Origin of the sequence: Maribacter algarum (ex Zhang et al. 2020) (assembly GCF_005885635.1) — a bacterium.
Classification (GTDB): Bacteria; Bacteroidota; Bacteroidia; order Flavobacteriales; family Flavobacteriaceae; genus Maribacter_C; species Maribacter_C algarum.
The window spans coordinates 208147-235001 of sequence record NZ_VATY01000002.1; the positions used below are offsets into that span (position 1 = coordinate 208147).

Consider the following 26855-nt stretch of genomic DNA (forward strand, 5'->3'; position numbering starts at 1 on the left):
AGTTTATATTTTAATGGGTTTTCTTTCTGCCTTTCGTTTGGCTACATATTCACTGGGAATCACTCCAAACTGCTTTTTGAAACATTTTGAAAAATAAGAAGCCGTATTGAACCCCGTCATATACATGATTTCCTTGACTGAAAGGTCACTTTGGTCAAATAACTGTACAGCTCTTTTAAGTCGAATATTGCGAATGAACTCGCTAGATGATAGTCCTGTGATTTCCTTGAACTTTAAATATAGGTTACTTCTACTGTGACCCATTTCCTTTACCATCATCTCTACATTGAAATCCGTATTGGTCATATGTTTTTCAACAATTTCAATTGCATTTTGAAGGAACAATTCATCAGTTGAGGTTACGGTGACTTCTTTGGGTTGCAAGGTAATTTCCCGATTAAAGCGTCTGCGGAGATCTTCTCTCTGCTTGACAATATTGTTCAGCTTTAGTTGTAACAACTCAATATCAAATGGCTTTCGGATGTAATCATCAGCACCATTTTGGAGCCCTTCAACTTCACTCTCTTGAGATGATTTCGCGGTTATCATTATTACCGGAATATGACTGGTGGCCGTTTTTGTCTTAATTTTCTCGCAGAGTTCTAAGCCATCCATAACGGGCATTACAACATCAGTCAATATGATGTTTGGAACAATTGAAATGGCCTTTTCAAGACCTTCTTTTCCATTTTCAGCTTCATATATGGTGTATTGGTCTTCGAGCATATTCTTGATAAACGAGCGGATATCTGGGTTATCATCAACCACTAATAGCACGGGAGATTTAGACCTATTATTCGATAATTCCGTATCTAAAATTTCATCGTTTAAGCTCACTGCGAATGATTCGGCTTCCGACGAACGCATTTTGAAATCACTTTCCGATTCTTCCTTAATTGTTATTTCTTCAATGTTTTCATAGGCCTCTTTTTGAATAGGCAGTGCAATTGTAAAATTAGTCTCTACATTGGGTTCGCTGACAACAGTAATTTTCCCTTGGTGTAGCTCTACCAGATTTTTAACAAAAGAAAGCCCTATTCCGGCCCCATTTAGGTTTTTCTTGCTTTTCTCTTTTTCGACATAAAAACGTTCGAAAATATGTGAAACATTTTCCTTTGGAATACCAGTACCAGAGTCCTTAACCTGAATAAAGACATAGGACGATGGGTTTTTCTCAAGTGGGAGGAGTTCTTTGAGGTCTTCATTAGCGCCTTCACTTATTTCAATGGTTATTTTACCAAATTCTGAAGTGAACTTAAAAGCATTGGATAATAAATTATTCATAACCTTTTCAAGTGCTTCATGGTCAAACCAACTGGTGAGGTTTTTTACTGATGAGGTTACGTTGAAGTCAATTCCTCTTTTATGGGCCGTAAATTGGAAGGGTTCACCAATTTCTTTTATAAAAGAAACAATGTTTGTGTTTCGTACTACTAAATGCAGTTTACCCTGTCCCATCTTTCTGAAGTCAAGAAGTTGGTTCACCAATCGCATTAAATAGTCCGTGTTTTTTTGCATTAGGCTATACTGCTCGTTAGCTTTTTCGGGCGATAGTTTGTGTCCTTTTTTCTTTAGATATTCCAAAGGCCCTTTAATGAGGGTAAGAGGTGTTCTGAATTCATGTGAAATGTTAGTAAAGAACTCCAATTTCATCTGTTGCATGTCCTCGAATTTTTCTTTCTCAAGATGTTCAAGTTGTAGACTGTGTTTTTCGGTGGTCTTTATTATGGTAAACTTTCTATACGCGAAGAGCGCCAGAATACCTAAAATGCCGTATAACAAGTAGGCCCATGTAGTCTGCCAAAACGGTGGTACAATAGTAAGTTTTATTGAAGATGGGGTCTTATCCCATAAACCATCATTATTCGATGCTTTGACTTTTAGGATGTATTCACCAGGTTCGAGATTCGTATAGGTTGCAAAACGTTTGCTAGAACTAGTGTTTATCCAATCCTCATCAAAACCTTCTAACATATAAGCGAAATTGTTTTTTTGCGGCGCAGCGAAATGTAGTGATGCAAATTCAAATGAAAAACTATTTTCCCAGTGTTTCAATTGAATTTCCTCAGTTTCATATAGGGGTTTTTCCAAAATTATACGGTTATTGACTTCGCCACCAACTTTTACGGATGTATTGAAAATCGAAAAATCAGTAATCACCGTTTCAGCGGGATGTGGGTTTTCTATAATTTGATTGGGATAGAATGCGTTAAAGCCGTTAACCCCTCCGAACAGCATTTCGCCATTCCGTCGTTTCAAGGCGGCCAGCTCTTGAAATTCATTGCTTTGCAAACCATCATTAACATCGAAGTTTTTAAATTCACCCGCTTTTGAATCGAAGCGAGTCAATCCTTGGTTTGTTGAAAGCCAGAGATTTTGGTTTTCATCTTCCAGAATACCTTTAATAACATTATTGGGAAGGCCTTGTGATTCCGTGTAGGATATAAAGCTGGGTTTACCATCCTGTGAAACCGAAACGAACTTGTTAATACCACCACCAAATGTACCTATCCAAAAATCCCCCATAGTGCTCTCATAAAGCGCTAATATGTAGTTGTGGCTGAGGGAGTTCTTATTCTGTGGGTCATTTTGAAAAACTTCAAATTGGGGGTTAGGGCTCAAAACTTGATCCGGCGATAACCTGCATAACCCGTTGGCTGTCCCAAACCAGATATTCCCTTCGCTGTCCTCAAAAATGCTTCTAATGATATTGCTCGGAATACTTTGTGTATTACCCTCACTGTATACAAACTGATTTTTAACATAACCTTCTCCATTTTGATTTGGCACCCACCTTTGGACTCCGCCCCCATAAGTGCCTACCCAAACATTTTGATTACTGTCTGTGAGCAAAGCAAAAACGCTATTGCCTACCTCTTCAAATGGAAGGATGTTTTCGTTCTTGATATTTGCTGGGTTGGAAATATCTAAATGATATAATCCCGGAGTATTTTCGACACCTATTAAGAGGCTCTTCTTATTTCCAACATTTGTTTCGGTTATTGCGAAAGGTTTCAAAGTAGCATTGAAAGTTTTAAAGCGGGAGTAGCCCAATGTATTTTCATTATCTAATAAATTTAAGCCGCCACCTTCAGTACCAATCCAAATGTTTCCGTTACTATCCTCAAAAATTGAACGTATTTTGTCATAGCTGAGACTATTAGGATCCAATGTTTTTCTAATGTGTGCAAACTGTTTTCGATCTGGATCGAACTTACTTACACCTCCACCATTTGTTCCAACCCATACAATGCCGGTCTTATCAACCGCAAGTGATTTGATAATATTTTTTTTAATACTGTTAGGTTGAAGTGGATTATAAGTGAATCGTTGTTCGAATGTTGGTAATTCATTTTGGGCCGAGTTATCAAAAAGTAATAACCCGTTGTTGGTTCCGCACCATATATTATGGTTTTGGTCAAGAATGAAATTATTGAAAAGCCCATCAAAAACCTTACTCATTTTGGTATCGACCACTCCTTTTTTGTGCATGTACATCGCATCTATAGTACCAATTATTAGCCTATTATCCCTGTCCTCGGCTATACTCAGAACCGTTGTGTTTTCTAACCCCAATTCCGTATTAATAGATTTGAAATAAAGATTCCCATTTCTATCTCTTGAAAGTTTAAAAATTCCTCCGATACCCCCCACTAATAATTGATTCTTACTATTTTCAAAAATCTTGTAAATACGTCGACCATCGAAATTCGGAAGCAGAGACTCTTGATTAAATGGAATATGCTCAAATACGGCACTATCCAAAGGCTTTTTTAGATCCAGCATATCAACACCTCTATTTGTACCTATCCATAATAATTCATTGTGATCTTTATATAGGGTGGAGATATGATTATTTATTAAACTCTTCGGATCGTCCTTTTTATGCTTGAAAGCTCTAAACTTTTCACTAGACCTATCAAAGAGATTTAGACCGCTACCTGTGGTCCCAATCCATAGGTTTTTATTTTTATCACCTACAATATCAAAAATCAGATTACTATTGATACTTTCAGAATCATTAGGATCAGGATTATAGACGGTAAATTCATAACCGTCATATTTGTTTAGACCATCATGTGTAGCAAACCACATGAAACCTTGGTCATCTTGGTAAATAGAATTGATATCGCTCTGGGAAAGACCATCTTCAGTAGTTAAGTGATCAAAAAATATGTTTTCTTGGGCAAAACAGGAATTGTTACCAAAAATGAATACTAACAACACGATTGCTAGTTTGTAAATAATTATATAGGGGCCTTTCTCCTTCATTCGTATTTTCTCTAAGGTATTTAAATATACCAAATTAAAATTATCGTTGTTACTATGTAAATATTCAATTACCCTTCAAAAAATTAATTCTTGATTTCCTTGATTTTGAACCCATTCAATATAACTGGATTTGTACTTTCATCCGAACCAATGGTAATCAAAACAGGAACATTGCCGTTAGACTGAATTTCATAACTTTTAGAAGCGGGTTTCGAGTTTCCTAAGCGATTGCCTGAAGTAGGTTTAATTGACACCGTTGTGTCCACTCCTGAACTATCTAAAATATGTATGGTGTAGTTTGGTACGTTCTTTTGCTCTTCCATCAGGTGATGATAGGAAGTTATGGAGTAGGTGCCCTTGGCGAGATTGGATAATACAATGGTAATATCTTTATAACTTTCAATTCCATCAGCACCAACATAGGCTAAATCTGCAGATAAACCCCAGCCGTTTCTCCACTCCAATTGCGAATCGCTTTCAATTCCAATACTAAGTTTAGGAAAGTCCTTTAGCTTTGGTTTAAGGGAAGGGTTCCATTCCGACCATCCAAATTGGACCAGGCGTTCCTTGCCTCCTCCAAAGTCAATTTTAGCTTCTTTTAGTTCATAATAAGGTTTTATATCTGTTTTGCTGCGATTCGAATTATATGGAACGGAATTAATCGAAACCTTAGATGATTTTAAACCAACTGCAGAAGCCTCAACTGTTATCATACCTGCTGTGGATTTTGATTTAATGAATGCTGTGGCAACTCCGTGGTATGCCTTAAAGGGATTAGCACCCAATGCGGCATCACCTATGATTTTTCCAGCTCCTTTTATAGTAAAGGTCACGGCTGTGGAATCTTTGGTTACATGATTTCCTGCTTTATCAAGAACATATGCTTTTACTACTTTGATATCCGATGCATTGGCATTAAAAGGTTTGTTGTCATCTTCAATAAGAACTTTCAAACGGTATGGACTTTTACTTTTACCTAAGGAATGGGTTTTGACTATTTTTCCATTGGAAATTCCTTTTGCAGTCAACTCACCCTCTTTCCAATCATAGTCAAATGTAAATGAAGGATGTTCAATGTACGGACGGTCATCATTCTGGTCGGGAAATTGTCGTGCAATTACTTTTCCATCCTTACTAAGTTCTATTTCTTCGGAATTACTAAAAACCAGTACTTGTTTATCTTCAGATGCACGTTCGTCAGCAATATGTACAATCGGCCTTTCAAGCATTTCAGATTGATACCAATAATACACAGGATTTGGCTCGCGATACATCGAAAATATTCTACGTGGATACAATCCTCGATTGGGTTTAAATGCTTGGTAATCATGAGCTGTCCAAACAGCAACACCAAGATGATTCGCGGATGCCCTTGCTTTTGAAACTTCAAATTGGTTTCTTGAAGCATCAGCCGAGCTACCGTGTTCGCAGAGGAAGGTGAATTCGTTGGGATTGATATCCATATTCTGATAATCCATAGGGGTGTAGATATCGGTGACTCCTGAATTTCTAGGGCCACTCCAAGGACTCCCATTTGATGCTGTCATTCTTGTCGGGTCCTCTTGTTTACAAGCATAATGTAATTGAGGCACTGGTCCGCGGTGGTTTAAAGAACCTCCCCACATCAATATTGATGGGTGATTTCTATGATTTCGAATCATTCTTCGCGTGGCCTCTTCGAGATTTGAAAACCAAGCATCATCGCCGATACCGATCCAACTGGGTGGTTCTTCGTAAACCAAGATGCCCAACTCATCACAGGCTTCTATAAAAGAATTATCATGTGGATAATGCGCCAGTCGCACTATATTAAAACCAGCTTGTTTGAACTGCCAAGCGTCTTTCCAATGCAGGGAATTAGGAACAGCATCCCCAATAAATGGATAGGCTTGATGTCTGTTGGCTCCGACTAATTCGACTTCCTTTCCGTTTAGCAGGAATCCCTTGTCCCTGATATACTCAAATTTTCGAATCCCTAATTTGTTTTCAACCACATCAACCGGAACTCCATCTACATACACCGTGGTGTTTACGCGATACAAATAGGGACTTTCAATCGACCATAATCGTAAATTTTCTGAAATACCACCGATTTGCGAAAAGGTGTTATCGGAATTTGGGAGAATTGGTTTGTTGGACACCAACTTACTGATTACTAATTCATTGTCGTCAATTATCCGTGTTATTAGTTTACATTCTTTTGTAGAAGATGTTTCATTTCGAATCGTGGTTCTCACATCAATGGTGGCATTTTGAGGGGTGACTGACGGGGTTGTCATGAACACACCAGCATATTGGTCTTCCCAAGGAAAAGTCACATATACTTCGTTAGTAGTTACTAGATAAACATCACGGTACAATCCGCTGAATTTAATATAGTCATATTGATTTCCGTCTGGCGGAACGGAGGCATTTAGACGATTGTCAGCACTTAAAAGAAATTCGTTTTCTCTACCATCTTTGAAAACGAAATCGGTGATATCAAAATGGAAGGGCGTATATCCACCAATGGAATGTTCTCCAACATGTTTTCCATTGACCCAAAGATTCGTGACCTGATGGACACCTTCAAACTCAATAAATACTTTTAGGTTTGCGCTGATTTTGGTAGAAATCCGTTTTTTATACCACCCGACATTTCGGTGAAATTTGGTTTGATAGGTGGAGTCGAGTCCAGTAACATCGATAGGAACTAATTCCAAGGTATGCGGTACTGAAACACGTTCCCATTTGGCACGATCCGAATGCAGTTCTTGTTGAGTACCCTGATTCTTTTCCAAATAGAAATCCCAGTCTTCGTTGATTTCGAGTTTGACCCTTGTTTTTGTATCAAAGTCTTGAGATGATAACATATGGGAAGTAAAAATGAATAGGGTGAGGATGATAATGTATTGTGTATAAGAAGCTTTCAAAAGATATGGAACAGGTTTTGGTTATTACTTTAATAAACTTAGTTGAAAGTATGGTTGTTTATGAATGTAAATGGTTTTGAAAGCAGAACAAATGGTTATGACCCCAGTATTGTGTGAACTTTTAAGTAATTTATAAGCTTAGGTCTTGAAGAAACGAAATTTCACAAAAGCCGTATTTACTAAATGATTTTTTCTTTTTAACTTACAAACAACTTCATAATCAGATTAATAACCGATACGATATAAATACGCTACGATGAAAAATGATAAAAAAAATGGGGATTCAAAGAAATCTAGAAGGGACTTCGTTAAAAAATCCGCTTTGTTTACGGGAGGAGCGGTGCTCTTGCCTAATGTGCAAATGAGCGGCATGGTAAATCTTTTCAATGATAAAAAATTGAAGATTGCCTTGGTGGGATGTGGAGGACGTGGAACAGGGGCAGCTGTTCAAGCACTAAATGCCGATGATAATGTTGAGTTGGTCGCAATGGCGGATGCCTTTGAAGACAGACTTCAAGGAAGTTTGGCCAACATTTCCAAAGAAATGGGCGAAACTAAGAAGATAAATGTTCCAGAGAAAAATCGTTTTGTTGGTTTTGATGGCGCTCAAAAAGCAATGGATTTGGCTGATGTTGTGATTTTGGCAACACCTCCAGGGTTTAGACCTCAGCATTTTGAGTATGCTATAAATAACGGCAAGCATGTGTTTATGGAGAAACCTGTGGCTACTGATGTTCCTGGGGTTCGAAAGGTTTTGGCAGCTGCGAAGAAGGCCAAGGACAACAAGTTAAATGTAGTTGTTGGTCTACAACGCCACTACCAAGACAATTACCTGGCAGCTCTGGATCAACTAAAACAGGATAAAATCGGGAAAATTGTTTCTGGACAAGTGTATTGGAATAGTGCAGGGGTATGGGTGCGTGAGCGACAAGCAGGTCAAACCGAACTGGAATATCAAATGAGAAACTGGTACTATTTCAATTGGTTGTGTGGAGACCACATTTTAGAACAGCACATTCACAATATTGATGTAGCGAATTGGTTTATAGGCGAATATCCTATTTCTGCTCAAGGAATGGGTGGTCGCCAAGTTCGAACAGGTAAAGACCATGGAGAAATTTTCGATCACCACTTTGTGGAATTCACATACCCTAGTGGTGCGGTAATTGCAAGTCAATGTAGGCATCAACCGGACACCATGCGTCGAGTTTCAGAATTTTTCCAAGGTACAAAAGGAACGGTTTCTACAGCCGGAGATAATGCCACAATAAAAGGCTGGGACGGTAGTACCATTTTTGAACATAGAGGAAAAGATGACCCCAATCCCTATGAAGTGGAGCATGTTAAACTTTTTGAATCCATTCGAAACGGTGGTGTCATTGCCAATGGGGAAAACGGAGCCAAAAGTACTATGACCGCTATTTTAGGAAGAATGGCCACTTATTCTGGAAAAGTTGTGAAATGGGATGAGGCGATGCAATCGAATTTAGCATTGGTGCCTGATAACTTAACTTGGGATTCTCCCGCACCGGTAAAGCCCAATGCGGATGGCTGGTATGATATACCAACACCAGGAAAATGTGTTGTAATATAGTTTTCAAAACCAGATTATATGTTTTTTAAAAAATCAATTTTGTCCCTGCTACTAGCAGGGACATTCTTTTTGTCCTGCAAAGAGCAGGTAAAAGAGACCACCAGCGAAAATCAATCTGTTAAACCGAATATCATCTACATACTTGCAGATGATTTAGGTTATGCTGAAGTTGGCGCATATGCTCAAGAAAAGATAGAAACGCCAAATATTGATGCCTTGGCAAAAGGAGGTATGCTTTTTACACAACATTATAGCAGCGCACCGGTTTGTGCACCCGCAAGAAATATGTTCTTAACGGGAAAACATGCCGGCCATGCCTACATTAGAAGCAATAGTGAATGGAAGGAGCGAGGTGCTGTTTGGGATCATTATGCCATGGCTAAGGATTCCACATTAGAAGGACAAGGACCTATGCCAGCGAACACTGTTACAATGGCCCATAAGCTCAAAGAAGTAGGATATACGACCGCAATAGTTGGTAAATGGGGACTTGGAGCTCCGCATACAAAATCAGTCCCTAACGATATGGGATTTGACTTTTTCTATGGATATAATTGTCAACGACAGGCACACACCTATAATCCATTGTTTTTGTATAAGAATAGAAACAGGGTTCATTTTGCCAATGACACAGTGCCACCGGGAACCAAATTGCCCGAAGGAGCTGACCCAAACGACCAAGAAAGTTATGCTCAATTTGACCAAGAATATTATAGTCCTGAATTGATGTTTAAAGAATTGACTGATTTTGTGGATCGTAGCAAAGAACAACCTTTCTTTTTGTATTGGGCAAGCCCCATACCCCATGTAGCATTGCAAGCTCCCCAAAAATGGGTTGATTATTATATTGAGAAATTTGGAGCAGAGGAACCTTACTTAGGAGATAAGGGTTATTTTCCTCATAAAAACCCCAGAGCTGCATATGCCGCAATGGTTTCCTATTTGGATGAGAATATTGGGAAATTGGTTCAGCAGCTGAAAGACGAAGGCATTTACGACAACACCTTAATTGTTTTTACTTCGGATAACGGACCGAGCTATGCTGGAGGTGCGGACCCTGAATTTTTCGAAAGCGCTAAACCCTTTGCAGGAGAATACGGAAGAGGTAAAGGCTATTTGTATGAAGGAGGAATTCGAGTGCCCATGATTGCATCCTGGCCCGATAAAATAAAAGCTGGCACCAAGAGCGATCACATTTCTGCACATTATGATATGCTCGCTACTTTTGGCGATGTAGCTGGGTATGAAAATACCGAAACTTCGGATGGCATTAGTATACTTCCAGCCATGCTTTCGGATGAAACCCAAAAGGGGCATGATTTCCTGTACTGGGAATTTCCTAGCTATGGAGGCCAAGTTGCAATTCGAATGGGTGATTGGAAGGTGGTACGCCAAAACTTAAAAAATGACAAAGAACCTACCTTGGAACTATATAATTTGAAGGATGACCCAACGGAAACAAAAAACATTGCGGCTTTGCATCCAGAAGTATTAGAAAAAGCTGCTGAAATATTTAAGGCCGAGCGGGAAATTCCAGAATTAGAAAATTTCGAAATTCCTATACTTCAGGAAGGATTGCTTGCCGAAAAAAAGTAAATTAGCCGCTTCCAAAATCTCAATTAAACTTTAAATGAGCCACCCGGTTAAATTATTTGCTTGCCTTTTATTTTTTGGAATACTGATTCAGTGTAAAGAAGATAAGAAGGCGAACATCAAAACGGCTACTTCTGATGAAAAAGAAGTTGTTGCGGATAGTAATGTTGAGAAGACGTTAGATATATTGGTTGAAAAACCGGAAGCGGTAAGCATTCCAGAAGGAATGGTATGGATACCAGGCGGTACCCTTATGCAGGGCGCCGTAATACAAGATGAGATGGCGATGGGACATGAAAAACCTGCTCATAAGGTTGCAGTTGATGGATTCTTTATGGATATCACCGAAGTCACCAATGCCCAGTTTAAAAAATTCGTTGCTGCTACAGGATATAGGACTATAGCGGAAAGAGCGATTGACTGGGAGGAAATGAAAAAACAACTCCCTGTTGGAACGCCAAGACCCCATGACAGTATTATGCAGCCAGGTTCACTGACTTTTAAAAAAACAAAAAGTTCTGTACCAAATCTCTACGATTTTTCGCAGTGGTGGGAATGGAAAATAGGAGCCAATTGGAAGCAACCCAACGGCCCTGGAAGTTCTATAAAAGGAAAAGACAATTATCCTGTAGTGCATATTTCCTATGATGATGCTTTGGCATATTGTAAGTGGTCGGAAAGAAGGCTTCCAACTGAAGCTGAATGGGAGCGTGCTGCTCGCGGAAACCAAGAGAATACCATTTTTTTCTGGGGAGATGATATTTCAGTACTTCCTAGAATGGCGAATACTTGGGAAGGGGAATTTCCTGTAAAGAATACCAAAATAGATGGTTTTGAACGCCTGGCCGCAGTGAAATCCTACCCTTCAAATGATTTTGGTTTGTACGACATGGCAGGAAATGTTTGGGAATGGACGAACGACTGGTATAACACAGGTTATTATAATGAGACGTATCAAAATGGTAAGACCGTTTTGAACCCTCAAGGGGCCAGTGCTCCATATAATGAAAGAGACCGGTATGCCCGTGAAAGAGTAATCAAAGGGGGTTCATTTTTATGTAGTGAATCCTATTGTGCTAGTTATCGTATATCCGCTCGGATGGCGAATAGTTTAGATTCCGCTCAAGAACATTTAGGATTTCGGACGGTAGCCACAATAGCAATGATTGAAGAATCTAAAGAAAAGAAATAGTCCCATATAATTAATACGAATGCAGTTTTTAGAAAATTTCAAACCCGAACTTACGATAGCCTCCCCTGGTAGAATCAATTTTATTGGTGAGCATACTGATTATAATATGGGTTATGTACTTCCTACCGCAATTGGCAATAAAATTACGTTCAAACTTCAAAAGAATGGATCTGGCGACGTATGCAATATATATTCGGTAGGATATGAGGGATTTTCACTGAATCTTAACAACATTTCAATCAGTGCTACGGAATGGGAAAATTATGTTTTAGGAGTACTTAATGAACTTTCAAAACTGACCGATAAAGTAAAAGGTTTTGATTGCACCATTGAGAGCGACCTTCCTTTGGGTTCAGGATTAAGTTCGTCAGCTGCAATGGAATGTGGTTTAGCCTATGGTCTTAATGAACTATTTGATTTAGGACTTTCAAAAATAACGATTGTTGAACTTTCCCAGCGTGCGGAGCATTCTTATGTAGGAACACAATGTGGAATCATGGATCAATTCGCTTCTGTAATGAGCAAAGAAGGAAATGTTATTCTTTTGGATTGTGAATCTCTTGCATACCAGCACATTCCGATTGATATTTATCCATATAAAATTATCATGTTGAACACTAAAGTTGAGCATACTTTAGCTTCTAGTGAATACAATACTCGAAAACAAGAATGTGAAGAAGGTGTTGCCACAATGAAGAAAAGAAATCCGCACATTAAATCCCTTAGAGATGCTACGAGGGATATGTTGGAGGCATCTAAGAACGAAATGACCCAAACAGTTTACAATAGATGCTCTTTTATAATTGATGAGAATAAAAGAGTACTTGAAATGGTCGAAGCCTTTAAGAAGAAAGATTTGAAAGCTATAGGCAATCTGTTATACAAAGCCCATCATGGAATAAGTAAGCTTTATGAAGTAAGTTGTCCGGAGTCTGATTTCTTGGTTGATTTTGCAAAGACCAACGCTGAGGTTTTAGGTGCTCGCCAAACAGGAGGAGGTTTTGGAGGCTGCACGCTGAATATCGTTCATGAAGATGCCGTCGAAGATTTTAGGAAGGAAGCTACTAATGCTTACAAAAAAACATTTAATATTGACTTAGAAGCCTTTGAAGTTCAGCCTAGTGGCGGAACTTCTATTATTTGATATCAATCTTGCTCTTCATTAAGCAATGCTTCTTCCAATTGTAATTTTTTATAACGGCTTAACGGAATTTGTTGTCCGGCTACCTCGACCTGTGCACTACTAAATTTTTCGATTTTCTCAAGATTTACGATATAACTCTTGTGAATTCTCAGAAATTTATCTTGTGGCAATTTTTCTATAAATGCCTTCATAGTCGATAGGACGAGAATATTTGAATCATCGGTCACCAATTTTATATAGTCCCCTAAACCTTCAATCCATTTGATTTCATTAATAACAACCTTGACCTTTTTCAGATTGCTATTCACATAAATATGAGCTTCATCAGCTTTATTTAGGGATGTTTTTTCGCTCTTTAAAAGTGCCTTTTTAATTGAAGCAGCAAAACGTGACTTTGTTATGGGTTTTAAAAGATAGTCAGTGACATCATAATCAAAAGCCTTAAGAGCATAGTCAGGCTTACTGGTTATCAATACGATTTGCGGAATATTAGATAAAGATTCAATGAACTCGAACCCATCTAGAATGGGCATTTCAACATCAAGAAAAATTAAATCTATTTGATTTTTCTCAACATTTTTATAGGCTTCCATACCATTATTGTACTCAGCAACTAAATCAAGATGGGGGTGGTCGTTTATCAGTTTACTAACTGCCATTCGTTGGAGCGAAGAATCATCTACAACAATAGTTCTTAGTTTGTTTGTTTCCATTTGCTAAAAGTCTTTTCACACATCAGTTGGTAATTTCTGATGACTTGCGTTCTAAATACCTTATTAAAGTTCTCGGAGGTATTACTTCAACTTTGATGCCAAAGATAACTGAATTCATTTTTTTAAAAGTGTTAAAACCCCTGTTTTTATTGGAATTACATTTAAATACAAGATTTAAATAGACCGTAACAAAAGGGTGGATTTTGTCTCCGCCTGTTTTTTTAAGGCAACAGGAGTGATACACTGAAGCAAGAATTGTTTTAAAAAAAAATATAAGAAAGATTAATTTTTTGTGCGAAAAAAGTGAATGTTTGCCCGTTTTGGGTGATTTTTTGATGAAAAACTTTTAATAACTTAACTGTAAGGTTTTTGTCAAAAAACCTACTTTTGTTTTATATTATTTTAGAAGAATAGGAATATGTCAGAGCAAATTGAAAGAGTAAAAACATTAATTATTGGTTCAGGCCCTGCGGGTTATACCGCCGCGATTTATGCTGCTAGAGCGGACTTGAAACCCCTATTATATACAGGCATGGAGCCTGGTGGGCAATTGACCACCACTACAGAGGTAGACAACTTTCCTGGATATCCAGAAGGTATTGACGGTCCAACAATGATGGTGCAATTACAGCAGCAGGCCGAACGGTTTGGTACGGAAGTACGAATAGGTATGGTAACTGCAGTGGAACTGAGTAAGGAAGTTGGTGGAATTCACAGAGCAACTATCGATGATTCAGATAAGGTAATTGAAGCGGAAACTATTATTATTTCCACAGGTGCTACAGCCAAATATTTAAACATACCAAGTGAGCAAAAGCTACGCGGTGGTGGTGTTTCCGCCTGCGCCGTTTGTGATGGTTTCTTTTATAAGGGTCAAGATGTAGCGATTGTGGGCGCTGGTGATACTGCTGCAGAAGAGGCTTCGTATTTGGCAAATATTTGTAACAAAGTGACTATGTTAGTGCGTAAAGATTATATGCGAGCTTCTAAGGCGATGCAGCATCGTGTAAACAGCCTCAAGAATATTGAAGTCCGGTATAATACTGAAGTTGATGAGGTTTTAGGTGACCAAGTGGTTGAAGGTTTACGAATGGTAAATAACCAAACAGGTGAGAAAGAAGATATTGCTATTACGGGATTATTTATTGCGATTGGTCACAAGCCTAATACTGATATTTTTAAGGGCCAGTTAGATATGGATGAAACGGGGTATTTGATTACCGAAGGAAAATCTACAAAGACAAACCTTCCTGGTGTGTTCGCCAGCGGGGATGCTCAAGACAAGGAATACCGTCAAGCTGTAACTGCGGCGGGTACTGGTTGTATGGCAGCCTTAGATGCTGAACGCTATCTCGCTTCAGTAGAGACTGCCGAAGAAGTCGTTTAAATAAAAAGATACTTTATAAAAAAGCCGGTATTGTAAATAGCGGCTTTTTTATTGGGATAAATATGATTAATCTATTCGCTTGTAGTTTTCAGAGGATTCAGGACTTCCATTTTCATCTAAAGAAATTTGACTAAAACTATCTTCATATAGATGCAGTTCAAATTTGAAAACTTGAACTGTATCCTGAATAGCCATCATGGTTGCTGAACCATATTCTAGCCTTTCCTCCAATTCGTCAGCTGTATTCGTGTAAGACCCATATCCAAACCACTCGTTAGGATCATCAGGGGAGTGGCGCGTCCACATCACTTTTCCTTTACTATAAATTTTGATTTGTCGATATCCGTTTACATTTAAAAGGGTATCTGTAACATTGCCTTGATCGTAGTTGTAACGATTAACAAGTTCCCACGTGCCTTCTAATGAATTTGCTGTTGTCTGTTGTTTTGAAGATGTGAATTCGGTAAAAGATACAAGAATTAACATCAAAAAAACCAATCCGAGTAGTTTTTTCATAGTAGTAGATTTTAGTGTTATCAGTACTGGGGAACTCTAAAAAGTTACGAAAATTTTAACAAATTATCAATATTTTTGTAAATAATTAAGAATAGTGAAATTAAGGAGTAATTATTTTTAGGAAATGATATTTACAGAGAATTTAAAAGTTCAGCTAGAACAGCGATATCTTCCTTGGTATGAGCTGCTGAAAGTACGATTCGACTCATTAATGGAGAATCTTCATTTGGATAGTTGAAGTTAGTAATCAAGACATTATTTTTTTCAAGGAAAGAAGCAATTTTTGGATTTGAAAAATAGAAAGCTGGATAGTTATCTAAATAGTTCAATAACTTCAGATTTTTCAAAGACTTCACAAACCATTGAATATTTTGATTCAATAGCTTCCTTTTTTCTTCGAATATCTTTTCTCCCTTAAAAAGAGTTGCCATCGCAGCAGGGGGTGCGGGACTGGCTCCACCAAAAAAATCAGTATTTTTAAAATGTTCTATCCGGCTTTTTGTGCCAAAGATTCCTCCAGCTTGTATGCCATATGCCTTGCCTAAAGAACAACAGACAATCACTTCTTTTGCATTGAGTTGTTTAACCCTTTCATAGGCGCCATTTCCATTTTTTCCAACGATACCTATTCCATGAGAATCGTCAATGACAAGAATGATTTCTTCCAATGGAAGCTTTCTAAGTCCCAAAAAATCTGGGTATGCACCTTCCAAAACTAGTATAGAATCTGTAAAAACCACTGGAGTGCTTTTGCTCGACTTAAAATGGGCAGTAATGGCTGTACCTAAATCGCCAAAATTTTGATAAGTTTCCTTACCAGGAATATGAACCGCAGAATGTGATTCTGGAGCATAAAACAATTCATGGGTATCTGAATTCAGACTTTGCGCGACCAATTGTCCTGCCAAATACCCAGAGGACATTGTGATACAACTTTCACTACCCACCAAACCTGCTAAATAAGCTTCTACTTCCTCAAAAACAGAAATTTGCACATTGGCTTTCCGAGAGGCAGCATAGTTCGTGCCGTAATTTTTCAGATTCTCAAGATATATTTCTTGAAAAGCTGCATCTGTTTGAAGTCCCAGATAGGAGGTTCCTCCAAAATACAAATAGGATTTTCCGTTTACGGAAATGGTTCTTCCAGGAAATGCATCAATAGAATAGGTCATGAATTCATAGTTACGCCGCTTCCTCCCAATGCAGGAAAGATTACTTTTCCACCTGAAGAAATGACAACTCCTTGAGCAATATCGTCATTAAGAAGCATAGCCCCGTCCATGTCAACATAATCTAGTTGTGGGAGTAATTGTGCAATTGCCGAGATACCAACTGTAGATTCTGTCATGCAGCCTACCATAACTTTAAGACCTAAAGCTCTGGCCTTTTTAATCATTCGAAGGGCAGGAGTAAGACCCCCGCATTTTGTAAGTTTGATATTAATTCCGGAGAAATGGAGCGCACATTTTTCTACATCAGTTTCTTCAATACAACTCTCATCTGCAATCACCGGCAGTACACTTTGATGCATGACCTGCTCCATGCCTTCCCAGTCATCTGCTTTTAAGGGCTGCTCTAGAAATTCCACACCCAAATCTTTAAGTAAGGGGGCGTTAAAAATAGCTTCTTTTGCTGACCACGCGCAATTCGCATCAATGCGAAAGGTAGCATCTGTATGCTTTCGTAATGCTTTTATAATCGCGACGTCATTATCCGTGCCCAATTTGATTTTATAGATAGGCCAAGGGGTTTCCTTCATTTTGGCCACCATTTCATCAATGGATGCCAAGCCAATAGTATAATTTGTAATAGGGTAGTTGTCTATGTTTGTTTTCCAAATTTTATGGAGCGGTTTGCCCTCTAGTTTTCCATATAAATCATGTGCAGCGAGATCCAAGGCACAAATGGCAAAGTTGCTCAATGCTTTGGAAATTAAAAAGGCATGTAGTACCTCGGGAGTTGTAAAATCGAATGTTGCCAAATCACCTTCAACAGCTGTAATTTCAGCTATCATACTCTCTATGGAAATTTTATAATAGGGATTAGTGGTTGCTTCACCATATCCCGTTTTTCCATTTAAAGAGAGACCAACTACTAGGGTATCTTGCTTATCATGGGCTTCTCTTGAAATGCGGAACGTATGTTTGAGACTGAGTGTATACTTTTTTAATGATAGTTGCATTGGTCAAAATAGATTTCCTCTAAGATATAAAGACCGAATAGGTTTCCAAAATACAATGGCTTTAAAAAGAAAACCCATCAAAATTTGATATATTCATGACCATTGAAGTCCAAAAATATGAATCTAAAAGAGACTGATAACACGACTATATGCGTTGTGCCAACGATGTGCTAATTTATCACCAGAAGTGGCATTAGGGTTGTTTAGAATTACATGATCCCCTAGACTTACCAATGTATTAAATATTAATATATGGTTAGATCTATTTGCCTCTGACTGCCCCGTATTTCAAATAAAAACATAGCCTATTTCGGTTACCGGGTCAAATTGAAATATAGTATTTATGCAGTAATCTCCTCCATTATAACCAGTTAGTTGATAGTTAACACCATATTGATTTCTGTCTATCATCCAAAAAATACCTTGATTGTCAGTATTTTTGCCACTTACGGAACCTTTTAGTCTTTTGCTTAGCATAAGTTCATATGAATCTTTCGTTAGTAGATGAGCATCTATACCTAATATGCTTTGACCATAACGTGTTAAATCTTCAACATTGGTATGCATGTCTCTTGCAGGATATAGAATAACCCCATTGTTTTCTACTTTTTTTATCCCACCAGCTTCCTGGGGTTCATAATAAGAGGAAACATAATTGCTATCTGCTTCGGATGCAAACCAATGCGTACTTTTCATTTCAAGAGGTTTGAAAATGTATTTTTTAGTAAAATCATCGTATGACAGTCCAGATTTATATTCAATAATATAAGCAGCAAGGGCAGCGCCGATGTTAGAGTAGTTCCAGTTATCGCCTGGTTTATTCTTGGTAAATAGAACTTTTCCATAGGATCCATTTACAAAGTAGTTTTCCATAAAGGGTCGTAGTAATTTATTCTTCAAAGAGTCTTCAATGTAAAGTGATTCAACGACGGCTTCATTGTAATTTAAAGATGATGTGTGCGTGGCCAAATGGGCAATAGTAATTTCATCATTTGGAAAACTAAGATTCTTAACTTCAAAAGGTAAGTGCATGTTAATTGCGTCAGTAATCTTCAAAAACCCCAATTCTTGAGCTTTTAGAAGGGCGATACCAATACTTGTTTTGGATACTGAAGCGATATATTGTTGTGTTTTTGTGGTATACGGAATTCCTTTTTCTATATCAGCATACCCGAAGCCTTTACTATACAAAATGCTATCCTTTGTGAATACGGATACAGCAAACCCTCCCATTCGTTCTGAATTATAGAAAGATTCAAGGTGAGCTTCTACGTTATCTGATGTGGCATTGATTTCATCTTTAGTTAGATAAAGAATAACAGAAATCCCAATAAGTAATAAAATGGCAAGTACAAGCGTACAGCGCTTGATTTTTTTCTTTAAAGACATGATTGATTGATTTGATGCCTACAACTAGGTAGGAAGATTGATGAAATTGAAAAGAAGAGGCCCAACCATTTCTGAGTGTGCCCCTTACAACCTAAAAATGTATTTTAGTATTTATGTACACTGCCAGAAACCGATTTCTTTTTTTCGACATTTGGATCACCTGAATATGAAATGTTTCCGCCACTACTTGCGTCAGCTACAAGAGATTTTGAAACTTGTATTTTTACGTTTCCACCACTACTGGCGTCTGCATTGCATGTTCGAGTCTCAAGGTTTTTTGCATTTATGTTGCCGCCACTACTCACGTCAACCACAGCTTCATCTGCGGTACCGGTAACACTAAGATTAGCGCCACTACTAGCATCAATGTCAATTTCATTGGTAGCTACATCTAAATCTAATTGTGCACCACTACTAGCATCTATTTCAAGTTCATTCGTCTTGATGGTGTTTTTTGTGGTCAGATGTGCTCCACTTGAACTTCTAAGTACGGTAACCTTTGGTAAGGAGACGTAAATGTTTTTAGTAGCCCTACCAATATTTTGCTCAGCATGAATGCGAAGCTTACCATCTCTAATATCAGTTTCAATGAGGTCTATCACATTTTCGTCGGCTTCTACCTCAATGCTGAATTCATTTGCTTGGGTCACATAGACCATTAAGCCCTCTGAGGCTGATACTTTTGTGAAATCCTCGGAAACCGTTCGTGTGTCGGTTACTACTACTCCATTTCCTTTTTTACCTGTTCCAAAATTGCCGATTTGAATATCAAATCCACAGGACGATAAAAATAAGCTCATTAAGAGAGCGATTGCGATTCTTACTAATGTTGTCATGACTGATGTTTTTGTGCTGAACCTGTTTCGGTATCTGTAACAAGTTCACTGATTAATTGATTGTTTTTTGTTGATGTAAAATTGTTGTTTTTCTTTCTATTTGTACAATAGGATTAACTGAACTGTCAAAAATTTATGATGAACTGTATTTAAAAGTTGTCATTATCCTTTGCTTTCAGCTTTACGCCATCTTCATTGATTTCGATATCAAGGTTTTCGTTTTCTTCATTCTCATCTTTGGCCTTGATATCAATACCATCTTCTCCTATTTTCATTTTGAAAGATTCTTCACCATCTTTGATATCGATGTCTATACCGTCTTCATTAATGATAATCTTATTATCCTCTTCATCGTTCTCATCATCATCCTTTTCTGGACATTCTTGACATTTTAATTCGCCATCAAAGCCCATTTTCCAAACTGCTTCATCCAATTCAACGTCTCCTCTGTTCCTTTCGCTTCGAACGACCCAATTTCGACTACTTGAAGGTGTATATTTTATAGTTGTTCCTACTGGTAAATAAAGGTTTACCCTTATTTCTTGATCATTGAACCTACTTTTATCCGAAGTAGTCAAAAAATCATTTAAAACTAAATTATTTCCGTTTAGACTATAACTATATTCTATTTTTTCAGCCGTACTTCGAGCATCATCGTACGATGGACCGTTGGCTTCTTTGCGAATTGAAATTCGTATCGTCGAATCTTGCGACTTCTTCAGGTTGAATCTGACATCATCAGAGAGTAAAACAGGAGTTCCATCATTGTCATAGACCATTACCATATCGTTCACTCGCATTTGTTTTTGTTGGTCCCACAATTCCGTTGCTGCCAACTGAATGTTCAAAGGGTCTGATTGATTCTCTAAAAACAGTTCACTTTCTTGTGTTATGCTTCCAGTAAACGCATGCGAGGCTGCCTCACGAACTCCCATAACAATTAATGAAATCAAAGAGATCAACCATAGACCAAGTAAAGAGAATTTGGCAATATTCCCTATGGATTTTAGATTGTTCACTAATATTTTCAATCCTAAATACAAGAGGAAGAAAAATGGGATTCCAATAGCGAAGAAAATTAGCAGGGATACCAACCAAATTGGTGTTCCAGTTAGGTTATTTAAAACGCCATCTAGCCCAGGCAGGTGAAACCAGTCTAAGGTTCCTAAAGTCAGCATGCCAATGAACATTCCTATTATAGTGGCGGCACCTACGATTATCAAAATAATGCCGATGAACTTTCCAAAGATTTTAAAGAAAAACATTATAATGTCTCCAATAGTATCGAAGAAGGTTTTTCCACCATTTTTTACTTTGTTGCCAACTTCGGAATAGTCGACATTTTTTACTTTTTCCGCAACATCATCAAAGCCTTCCTTGACCTTACGCTCTATATTGCTGATGTTGATATCCTCCCCCCGCATATCCAATTTTTGCGAGGTTGTGGTAGCCTCCGGAATTAAAATCCATAGTAAACCATAGAGCAAGATGAAACCACCTCCAGAACCAATGGTTAGTACAATCCATAATAATCGGACCCATAATGGGTCTACACCTACATAGTGAGCAAGACCTGACGAGACACCAGCTACATACTTCATTTCAGTATCTCTGTATAGTTTTTTGCTTCTTCTTTGTACTGACGAGCGTTTTGCTTTTGGTTCATCTTCGAAAATATCCTCGTCAACCATATAATCTTCGGGTTGCCCCATGATGGTTATGACTTCGTCTACTTCTTTATCGGTAATAACCTGTCTTTCGTTTTCCAATTTTTCATGGAATAGTTCTGCGATACGTGCTTCGATATCCGCTAGTATTTCGTCACTACCGGGAGTGTTGGCAAAGGATCGTCTTATCGATTCTAAGTAAAGCCGCATTTTATTGAATGCCCCTTCATCAATGTGAAAGAGGATGTTGGCTAGATTTATGTTGACTGTCTTGTTCATTTTTTGATGTTTTCACCCTGAACTTGTTTCAAGGTTTAGTTATTTAACTGCTAGTTTTAAACTATTTATTTTTAGTTACCAGATTTGTTGCGCTTCGTAATTCGTCCCAGGTAGAATCTAATTCCTTAAGAAAAAGCTTGCCTGTTTCGGTCAAGGTATAATATTTTCGAGGCGGTCCTGAGGTTGATTCTTCCCAACGGTAATTGAGTAGCCCCGCGTTTTTCAACCTTGTTAATAGCGGATAAATGGTTCCCTCGACCACCAGCATTTTTGCGTCTTTGAGGGTACTGAGAATCTCGGAGGCGTACTTGTCATGTCCGTTAAGGATAGATAGTATGCAGTACTCCAACACTCCTTTGCGCATTTGTGCTTTTGTGTTTTCTACGTTCATAACTTCTTTTTGCTTTTTATGCCGAGACTTCCCTTTTGTGTTTGATGTGATTGTCTGCATAGATTAACTGTTCGTTTTTTGAATGATAAATAAACATCCTGATTAATTTTTGATTGATGATGAAAAACTCTTGTTCTTGATTGATGAATAAACTCTTAATGGTATGATTAACACCTTGCTTATTCCGGTTTATATTGATGGTCGTAACTTAGTTCGCGTTTTACTTTCCATATATTGTTTTCTTTTATCCAAACATGAGTGAATTTAGCAACATCTCCTTTTTGGTAATCCTTGTTCTGATCCAGTGATTCGAAACGGTGGATACCGTGCTGAATTGCTCCATAAAGCTCTCCGTTTTTATATAGCGGAAATACTTTCAAACTGTTGGGCATCAGAATTCTTCTGGAAGGTTGTGGCTCTTTGGAATTCCAATTTGCACAATTCACCTTCATTGGGTTAAGAAATGCATCTCTCCCCTCGCTGAATCCACCTTTATCATGATAAAATTCAAAATCTTCGGTAAACATGCCTTCCAATGTATTCGTGTCGCAGGTATTGAATGCCGCGTTGAATAAAATACTATCCTGCTTTTTTAATACCTGGTACAACTCAGAGCTTTCTGCTACTTGAGCCGAGGCAGTAATGATAGTTAATAACATCATTACTATTATGGTGACTATGTGTTTTAGTAGTAGCATTACTTTATAAATTTTATGGTGATAGGGTACTCAAAAGTTTGCCCCTCGTTTGTTCGTATCGTTGCCAAAATGGTATATACAATATTGACGATGAACAAAGCTCCTTGTAGCAATCCAGCTATGCCTACAGGTAATAACCAAGAGCCGAATCGAAAATCATCGCTATCAAAGCTTATATTAAAATCGTTTAGGTGATTAAAACCGAATGGGTCAAAATCAAAAACATCAGGAAAGAAACCTATGAAAAACGGAATGCTGATAATACCCAAAACAATAGAGTAGAGGAGTAGGCTTATTTGAAAGTTCAAAGCTTGCTTTCCGTTATGGTCCACAAACTCATGTTCTTTCTTATTGGCTGTCCATAAAACTAAAGGAAGAATGAAATTCCCAAATGGAATAAAGAACTTGGAAAATGTAGAAGCATGTATTACAGCTGCTAAATTTCTTTCGTGCTTTGTTAATGTTTCAGTCATGATTATTCGTTTTTTGATTGATGCCCTTCGTCTGCGTTCAGGGTGACATTTAGATATACCTAATATCTGTCTATGCAAATATATGTTTAAAAAACAGTACTATGCAACACATAGTACTTAAATTTAACATAATATTAACAAATACTATCTTGATTATTTTAAGTATTTTTAGCCTCTAAATATTTGAAAATGGCAGTATCTGCGGGCAAAGTCAATACTTTTATGTTCTTTAAATTACCCTCCGCGTGGTGGAGTGGGGTTCGCCTGAAATATATGGATGACTCCAAAGCTGTGGCTAGTGTGAAGTATGGATGGCGAAATCAAAATCCGTTTAACTCTATGTTTTGGGCGGTGCAAGGTATGGCGGCAGAGTTAGCCACAGGTGCTATGGTAAGTAGCCAAATCGCAGAGAGCGGACGGAAAATTTCAATGCTTGTACAGAATAACACAGCAAACTTTACGAAAAAGGCGGTCGGCAGAATTACCTTCACCTGTGAAGACGGTCATTTGATAAAAGAAGCTTTAGCAAATACAATTGCTACAGGTGAAGGACAAACCATTTGGATGAAGTCCGTCGGCGTAAATTCAGATGGAGTAGTGGTCTCTACTTTTAAGTTTGAGTGGACGGTTAGGTTGAAGACTTAGATTATTAATGAACATTAAAACCAGATATTTAATATTTAAAATTCTCTTCAAACAAAATTTCCGGGCTTTTGTCAGCAAACTTCCATGGAAAAGAAAGAGATTAACAAAATGGGAAAGAGTTAATTTAATTGACTTCCCTCAATTTTATATAATAACAACAGTACATACTGTGAAAGACAATGGTGGTATTTATTCAGAAAATATTACAAGGTTAGATAAGGATGTAGATTTTTTGAATCTAGAGAATAAGGTTTTAAGACATTTAGATGATTCTATTTGGCATATTAAACAGGACTTCGCAAGAAATTGGTATCGGAAAGTTGGCGAACTAACCAATCAGAAAAATGTCAATCGACTATTAAAAAATTCCAAAATGGTTTCAATAAATAGAAATAATCAATTTTTAGAAATTAATTCGACTATTAATCGTGGTTCAGGAAAGTATGACTTCAAAAAAAAATCTATTCGATTGAATCTACCGATTAACTCAGGAGAATTATACGACGGTATTGAAGAGGCATTATCCGCATGTAATAAATTATAATGTAACAAAAATTGAGATTTTCGCACCAATAGGCATCAATCAATAATAGATTCCCTTCTTTACTGAAATGAATTCAGCACGGGCTTGGGAATGAAATTAAAATCATTATTTATGAACGCACACGAAATAGATTACGAGATTTACGGAGAAGAAATGCAGTATGTTGAAATAGAACTTGACCCGCAAGAGGCTGTTGTAGCTGAAGCCGGAAGTTTTATGATGATGGATTCAGATATTAAAATGGACACCATTTTTGGAGACGGCTCTAATCAAGAAAAAGGAGTTCTCGGAAAGATTTTTTCAGCTGGAAAGCGAATGCTTACAGGGGAGAGTTTATTTATGACCGCTTTCCTGAATATTGGACAAGGAAAAAAGAAAGTAAGCTTCGCTTCTCCGTATCCCGGAAAAATCCTACCTATAGATTTATCTGAAAAGCAAGGCAAGTTCATCTGTCAAAAGGATGCTTTTCTTTGCGCTGCCAAAGGTGTTCAAGTTGGAATCGAATTCTCTAAAAAACTTGGAAGAGGCCTATTTGGGGGTGAAGGTTTTATCATGCAAAAATTAGAGGGTGATGGTATGGCTTTTGTTCACGCCGGCGGAACCATGGCCAAAAAAGAACTTAAAGCTGGAGAAGTTTTAAAAGTAGATACAGGCTGTATTGTAGGATTTAGTCAAACGGTGGATTATGATATCGAGTTTGTTGGAGGAATCAAAAATACCGTCTTTGGAGGCGAAGGACTCTTCTTTGCAACGCTGCGTGGTCCAGGAACAGTATATGTGCAATCATTGCCATTTAGCAGATTAGCCGGTAGGGTACTGGCTTCAATTCCCAGAGGCGGTAAGGACAAAGGTGAAGGAAGTATATTAGGAACCCTTGGTGATATAGTTGGAGGTGATAGAGGGTTTTAAAATTTCTTTTTAACTCTACAGTCAGTTCGAGCGGAGTCGAGAACGGGTTTAGGAACCCAGCAAATCTTGACTCCGCTCGATGTGACTGCCTTTTTGATTTAACTTTGTATTTCTAACCTCGTATTTCGTACTTTCAATTTATGGATTTCCAAAACCAAATCAACTTCCTCAAAGCACTTCAAAAGAACAACAACAAGGAATGGATGGATGCCAATCGAAAGTGGTACAAGGAAGTACGTGATGATTTTATTGGCTGGTTGGATGAAATGAATGTCAAACTAGCGGCTATTGATAACGAATATTACGATACGCCCGGTAAAAAAGGAATCAACCGCATCAATAACAATTTAATGTTCCATCCCAACAAACCTATTTATAAAGACCATTTTGGGGCGGGATTGGACAAACGCCCGAACACGGGAGACTTCTATGTTGAAATCGGAATAGAACGTTGCATGTTTGCTGGTGGACTTTGGCGCCCCGACCCAAAACGACTGCGAAGTATTCGAGATGCTATTGATTACGATGGGGAGGAATTGCAGAAGATCCTGAATAAAAAATCCTTCAAAAAGACCTTTGGCGGTTTGTATGAAGATGTAAAGCTCACAAATGCTCCCAAAGGCTTTTCAAATGACCATCTGCATATTGATTTATTACGAAATAAAACCTTTGCAGTCGCAATGGAGTTTTCTTCAAAAGAAGTACTCAAAAAAGACTTTGGTAAAAAGCTGATTTCGGTTTACAAAGAAATGCTTCCATTTCGTAGGTATTTGAATCAGGCGGTTACGGTTTAGTTTTTTACAGACAGATGCAATTTTGATTCCATACGGCTTTTTTGATTTTTCTTAGTTCTTCTAAAAAGCAACCCCGTAGCGTCGGGGCCAAATATTGAGGGGACTTTATCAACTTGACTGCCTGTAGCAGGAGTGCACAAACCATTCGTTTAAGTCTGAAACCCATATCGTTTGCAGGTTTGGTTGTGTGGTGGTTTTATTTTTTCAATTTGTTTATGTCGTCCAAAAAATAACAAAATTCATATTGTGTCATTCCTATTTTTGGGTAATACGGAATAGCCTCCGGAGCAGCAAGTAAAATGAGTTTTGCTTTTGGTGCATTTAATTTGGTTTGTCGTATTAATTCTTTTCCAATCCCTTGTTTTTGATAATCTTTATTAACTGCTAAATCCGACAAATAGGTGCAGAACATAAAATCAGTCATTGAGCGACTGATTCCAACAAGTTTTCCATTATCCCGTGCAGTTATTATTAAATTTCCATGTTCCAACATTTTGGCAAGTCGGTCAGGATCATTTACGGGTCTTCTATCTCCAAGAGTAGAATTGACTAAAACTTCTTTGAATTCGTCAACACCCAATTTATATTCTATTTTATATTCAATCATTGTTCTTTCTCAACTGACATACAACTGCCTTGTAAACTTACTAGTCTATATACAGTTGCTCATCATAAATTATTAACTATTCTCCTATTTGTAGATTTTATATTGTTTTTAAATAGTG

General features: G+C 37.8%; 22 protein-coding genes. 9 read left to right on the forward strand and 13 right to left on the reverse strand.

What is annotated here, in order from left to right:
* Positions 1-3 precede the first annotated feature (3 nt).
* Together FEE95_RS09750 and FEE95_RS09755 are read right to left on the reverse strand one after the other, a co-directional pair.
* Positions 4-4272, reverse strand: a complete 4269-nt coding sequence (locus FEE95_RS09750; RefSeq protein ID WP_138657758.1) for a hybrid sensor histidine kinase/response regulator transcription factor — start codon at positions 4270-4272, stop codon at positions 4-6.
* An 83-nt stretch (positions 4273-4355) separates the two neighbouring features.
* Positions 4356-7184 carry a glycoside hydrolase family 2 protein gene (locus FEE95_RS09755; protein WP_138657759.1) on the reverse strand — a complete coding sequence of 943 codons (2829 nt, stop codon included), beginning with the start codon at positions 7182-7184 and terminating at the stop codon, positions 4356-4358.
* A 256-nt stretch (positions 7185-7440) separates the two neighbouring features.
* Here FEE95_RS09755 and FEE95_RS09760 point away from each other — a divergent pair, with 256 nt between their 5' ends.
* The 4 genes from FEE95_RS09760 to galK are packed head-to-tail and all read left to right on the forward strand — an operon-like array spanning position 7441 to position 12707.
* Positions 7441-8778, forward strand: a complete 1338-nt coding sequence (locus FEE95_RS09760) for a Gfo/Idh/MocA family protein (RefSeq protein ID WP_138657760.1) — start codon at positions 7441-7443, stop codon at positions 8776-8778.
* Positions 8779-8796: 18 nt separating this feature from the next.
* Entirely contained in the window at positions 8797-10374 is a 1578-nt protein-coding gene (locus FEE95_RS09765) for an arylsulfatase (protein WP_138657761.1), read from the forward strand.
* 34 nt (positions 10375-10408) lie between these two features.
* Complete coding sequence (locus FEE95_RS09770) at positions 10409-11563, forward strand: formylglycine-generating enzyme family protein (RefSeq protein ID WP_138657762.1); 1155 nt, start codon at positions 10409-10411, stop codon at positions 11561-11563.
* Positions 11564-11582: 19 nt separating this feature from the next.
* Positions 11583-12707: a galactokinase gene (galK, locus tag FEE95_RS09775; RefSeq protein WP_138657763.1), complete on the forward strand. Its 1125-nt coding sequence runs from the start codon at positions 11583-11585 to the stop codon at positions 12705-12707.
* Positions 12708-12709: 2 nt separating this feature from the next.
* Here galK and FEE95_RS09780 read toward each other — a convergent pair whose 3' ends face one another.
* Positions 12710-13420 (reverse strand): LytR/AlgR family response regulator transcription factor, encoded by a 711-nt coding sequence (locus tag FEE95_RS09780; RefSeq protein WP_138657764.1) that lies wholly within the window; start codon positions 13418-13420, stop codon positions 12710-12712.
* A 418-nt stretch (positions 13421-13838) separates the two neighbouring features.
* Between FEE95_RS09780 and trxB the strand changes: the two genes are divergently transcribed.
* Positions 13839-14807 (forward strand): thioredoxin-disulfide reductase, encoded by a 969-nt coding sequence (gene trxB / locus FEE95_RS09785; protein WP_138657765.1) that lies wholly within the window; start codon positions 13839-13841, stop codon positions 14805-14807.
* A gap of 66 nt (positions 14808-14873) precedes the next feature.
* Here the strand turns inward: trxB and FEE95_RS09790 are convergent, their stop codons facing one another.
* The 9 genes from FEE95_RS09790 to FEE95_RS09830 all read right to left on the reverse strand — a co-directional run bounded on the left by FEE95_RS09790 (position 14874) and on the right by FEE95_RS09830 (position 23238).
* A complete protein-coding gene (locus tag FEE95_RS09790; protein ID WP_138657766.1) occupies positions 14874-15323 on the reverse strand; it encodes a hypothetical protein in 450 nt (149 codons plus the stop codon).
* Between the two features lie 131 nt (positions 15324-15454).
* Positions 15455-16495 (reverse strand): aminotransferase class I/II-fold pyridoxal phosphate-dependent enzyme, encoded by a 1041-nt coding sequence (locus FEE95_RS09795; protein ID WP_138657767.1) that lies wholly within the window; start codon positions 16493-16495, stop codon positions 15455-15457.
* Positions 16492-17505, reverse strand: a complete 1014-nt coding sequence (locus FEE95_RS09800) for a dipeptide epimerase (RefSeq protein ID WP_138657768.1) — start codon at positions 17503-17505, stop codon at positions 16492-16494. Before FEE95_RS09800 ends, FEE95_RS09795 begins: the two co-directional genes overlap by 4 nt.
* Positions 17506-17793: 288 nt before the next feature.
* Positions 17794-18894, reverse strand: a complete 1101-nt coding sequence (locus FEE95_RS09805) for a serine hydrolase domain-containing protein (RefSeq protein ID WP_138657769.1) — start codon at positions 18892-18894, stop codon at positions 17794-17796.
* Between the two features lie 104 nt (positions 18895-18998).
* A complete protein-coding gene (locus FEE95_RS09810; protein WP_138657770.1) occupies positions 18999-19730 on the reverse strand; it encodes a head GIN domain-containing protein in 732 nt (243 codons plus the stop codon).
* A gap of 149 nt (positions 19731-19879) precedes the next feature.
* A complete protein-coding gene (locus tag FEE95_RS09815) occupies positions 19880-21676 on the reverse strand; it encodes a PspC domain-containing protein (RefSeq protein ID WP_138657771.1) in 1797 nt (598 codons plus the stop codon).
* 61 nt (positions 21677-21737) lie between these two features.
* On the reverse strand, positions 21738-22067 hold the full coding sequence (locus FEE95_RS09820; protein WP_138658582.1) for a PadR family transcriptional regulator: 330 nt from the start codon (positions 22065-22067) through the stop codon (positions 21738-21740).
* A gap of 179 nt (positions 22068-22246) precedes the next feature.
* The gene (locus FEE95_RS09825) at positions 22247-22765 is read right to left on the reverse strand and encodes a nuclear transport factor 2 family protein (protein ID WP_138657772.1); all 519 of its coding nucleotides are present in this window, start codon (positions 22763-22765) and stop codon (positions 22247-22249) included.
* Entirely contained in the window at positions 22765-23238 is a 474-nt protein-coding gene (locus FEE95_RS09830; RefSeq protein WP_138657773.1) for a DUF4870 domain-containing protein, read from the reverse strand. Before FEE95_RS09830 ends, FEE95_RS09825 begins: the two co-directional genes overlap by 1 nt.
* Positions 23239-23427: 189 nt before the next feature.
* On the opposite strand from FEE95_RS09830, the gene FEE95_RS09835 reads away from it, so the two are divergent.
* The 4 genes from FEE95_RS09835 to FEE95_RS09850 all read left to right on the forward strand — a co-directional run bounded on the left by FEE95_RS09835 (position 23428) and on the right by FEE95_RS09850 (position 26130).
* On the forward strand, positions 23428-23883 hold the full coding sequence (locus tag FEE95_RS09835; RefSeq protein WP_138657774.1) for a DUF4442 domain-containing protein: 456 nt from the start codon (positions 23428-23430) through the stop codon (positions 23881-23883).
* Between the two features lie 7 nt (positions 23884-23890).
* A complete protein-coding gene (locus FEE95_RS09840) occupies positions 23891-24427 on the forward strand; it encodes a hypothetical protein (RefSeq protein ID WP_138657775.1) in 537 nt (178 codons plus the stop codon).
* 111 nt (positions 24428-24538) lie between these two features.
* On the forward strand, positions 24539-25336 hold the full coding sequence (locus tag FEE95_RS09845; protein WP_138657776.1) for a TIGR00266 family protein: 798 nt from the start codon (positions 24539-24541) through the stop codon (positions 25334-25336).
* A 140-nt stretch (positions 25337-25476) separates the two neighbouring features.
* Positions 25477-26130: a DUF2461 domain-containing protein gene (locus FEE95_RS09850; protein WP_138657777.1), complete on the forward strand. Its 654-nt coding sequence runs from the start codon at positions 25477-25479 to the stop codon at positions 26128-26130.
* Between the two features lie 196 nt (positions 26131-26326).
* On the opposite strand, the gene FEE95_RS09855 is transcribed toward FEE95_RS09850, so the two are convergent.
* Positions 26327-26737 carry a GNAT family N-acetyltransferase gene (locus tag FEE95_RS09855; protein WP_138657778.1) on the reverse strand — a complete coding sequence of 137 codons (411 nt, stop codon included), beginning with the start codon at positions 26735-26737 and terminating at the stop codon, positions 26327-26329.
* Between the last annotated feature and the right edge of the window lie 118 nt (positions 26738-26855).

Coding starts and splice junctions, on each gene's coding strand:
- FEE95_RS09750 (WP_138657758.1), bottom strand. CDS start 4,272: ATGAAGGAGAAAGGCCCCTATATAATTATTTACAAACTAGCAATCGTG.
- FEE95_RS09760 (WP_138657760.1), top strand. CDS start 7,441: ATGAAAAATGATAAAAAAAATGGGGATTCAAAGAAATCTAGAAGGGAC.
- FEE95_RS09765 (WP_138657761.1), top strand. CDS start 8,797: ATGTTTTTTAAAAAATCAATTTTGTCCCTGCTACTAGCAGGGACATTC.
- FEE95_RS09770 (WP_138657762.1), top strand. CDS start 10,409: ATGAGCCACCCGGTTAAATTATTTGCTTGCCTTTTATTTTTTGGAATA.
- galK (WP_138657763.1), top strand. CDS start 11,583: ATGCAGTTTTTAGAAAATTTCAAACCCGAACTTACGATAGCCTCCCCT.
- FEE95_RS09780 (WP_138657764.1), bottom strand. CDS start 13,420: ATGGAAACAAACAAACTAAGAACTATTGTTGTAGATGATTCTTCGCTC.
- trxB (WP_138657765.1), top strand. CDS start 13,839: ATGTCAGAGCAAATTGAAAGAGTAAAAACATTAATTATTGGTTCAGGC.
- FEE95_RS09790 (WP_138657766.1), bottom strand. CDS start 15,323: ATGAAAAAACTACTCGGATTGGTTTTTTTGATGTTAATTCTTGTATCT.
- FEE95_RS09795 (WP_138657767.1), bottom strand. CDS start 16,495: ATGACCTATTCTATTGATGCATTTCCTGGAAGAACCATTTCCGTAAAC.
- FEE95_RS09800 (WP_138657768.1), bottom strand. CDS start 17,505: ATGCAACTATCATTAAAAAAGTATACACTCAGTCTCAAACATACGTTC.
- FEE95_RS09805 (WP_138657769.1), bottom strand. CDS start 18,894: ATGTCTTTAAAGAAAAAAATCAAGCGCTGTACGCTTGTACTTGCCATT.
- FEE95_RS09810 (WP_138657770.1), bottom strand. CDS start 19,730: ATGACAACATTAGTAAGAATCGCAATCGCTCTCTTAATGAGCTTATTT.
- FEE95_RS09815 (WP_138657771.1), bottom strand. CDS start 21,676: ATGAACAAGACAGTCAACATAAATCTAGCCAACATCCTCTTTCACATT.
- FEE95_RS09820 (WP_138658582.1), bottom strand. CDS start 22,067: ATGAACGTAGAAAACACAAAAGCACAAATGCGCAAAGGAGTGTTGGAG.
- FEE95_RS09825 (WP_138657772.1), bottom strand. CDS start 22,765: ATGCTACTACTAAAACACATAGTCACCATAATAGTAATGATGTTATTA.
- FEE95_RS09830 (WP_138657773.1), bottom strand. CDS start 23,238: ATGACTGAAACATTAACAAAGCACGAAAGAAATTTAGCAGCTGTAATA.
- FEE95_RS09835 (WP_138657774.1), top strand. CDS start 23,428: ATGGCAGTATCTGCGGGCAAAGTCAATACTTTTATGTTCTTTAAATTA.
- FEE95_RS09840 (WP_138657775.1), top strand. CDS start 23,891: ATGAACATTAAAACCAGATATTTAATATTTAAAATTCTCTTCAAACAA.
- FEE95_RS09845 (WP_138657776.1), top strand. CDS start 24,539: ATGAACGCACACGAAATAGATTACGAGATTTACGGAGAAGAAATGCAG.
- FEE95_RS09850 (WP_138657777.1), top strand. CDS start 25,477: ATGGATTTCCAAAACCAAATCAACTTCCTCAAAGCACTTCAAAAGAAC.
- FEE95_RS09855 (WP_138657778.1), bottom strand. CDS start 26,737: ATGATTGAATATAAAATAGAATATAAATTGGGTGTTGACGAATTCAAA.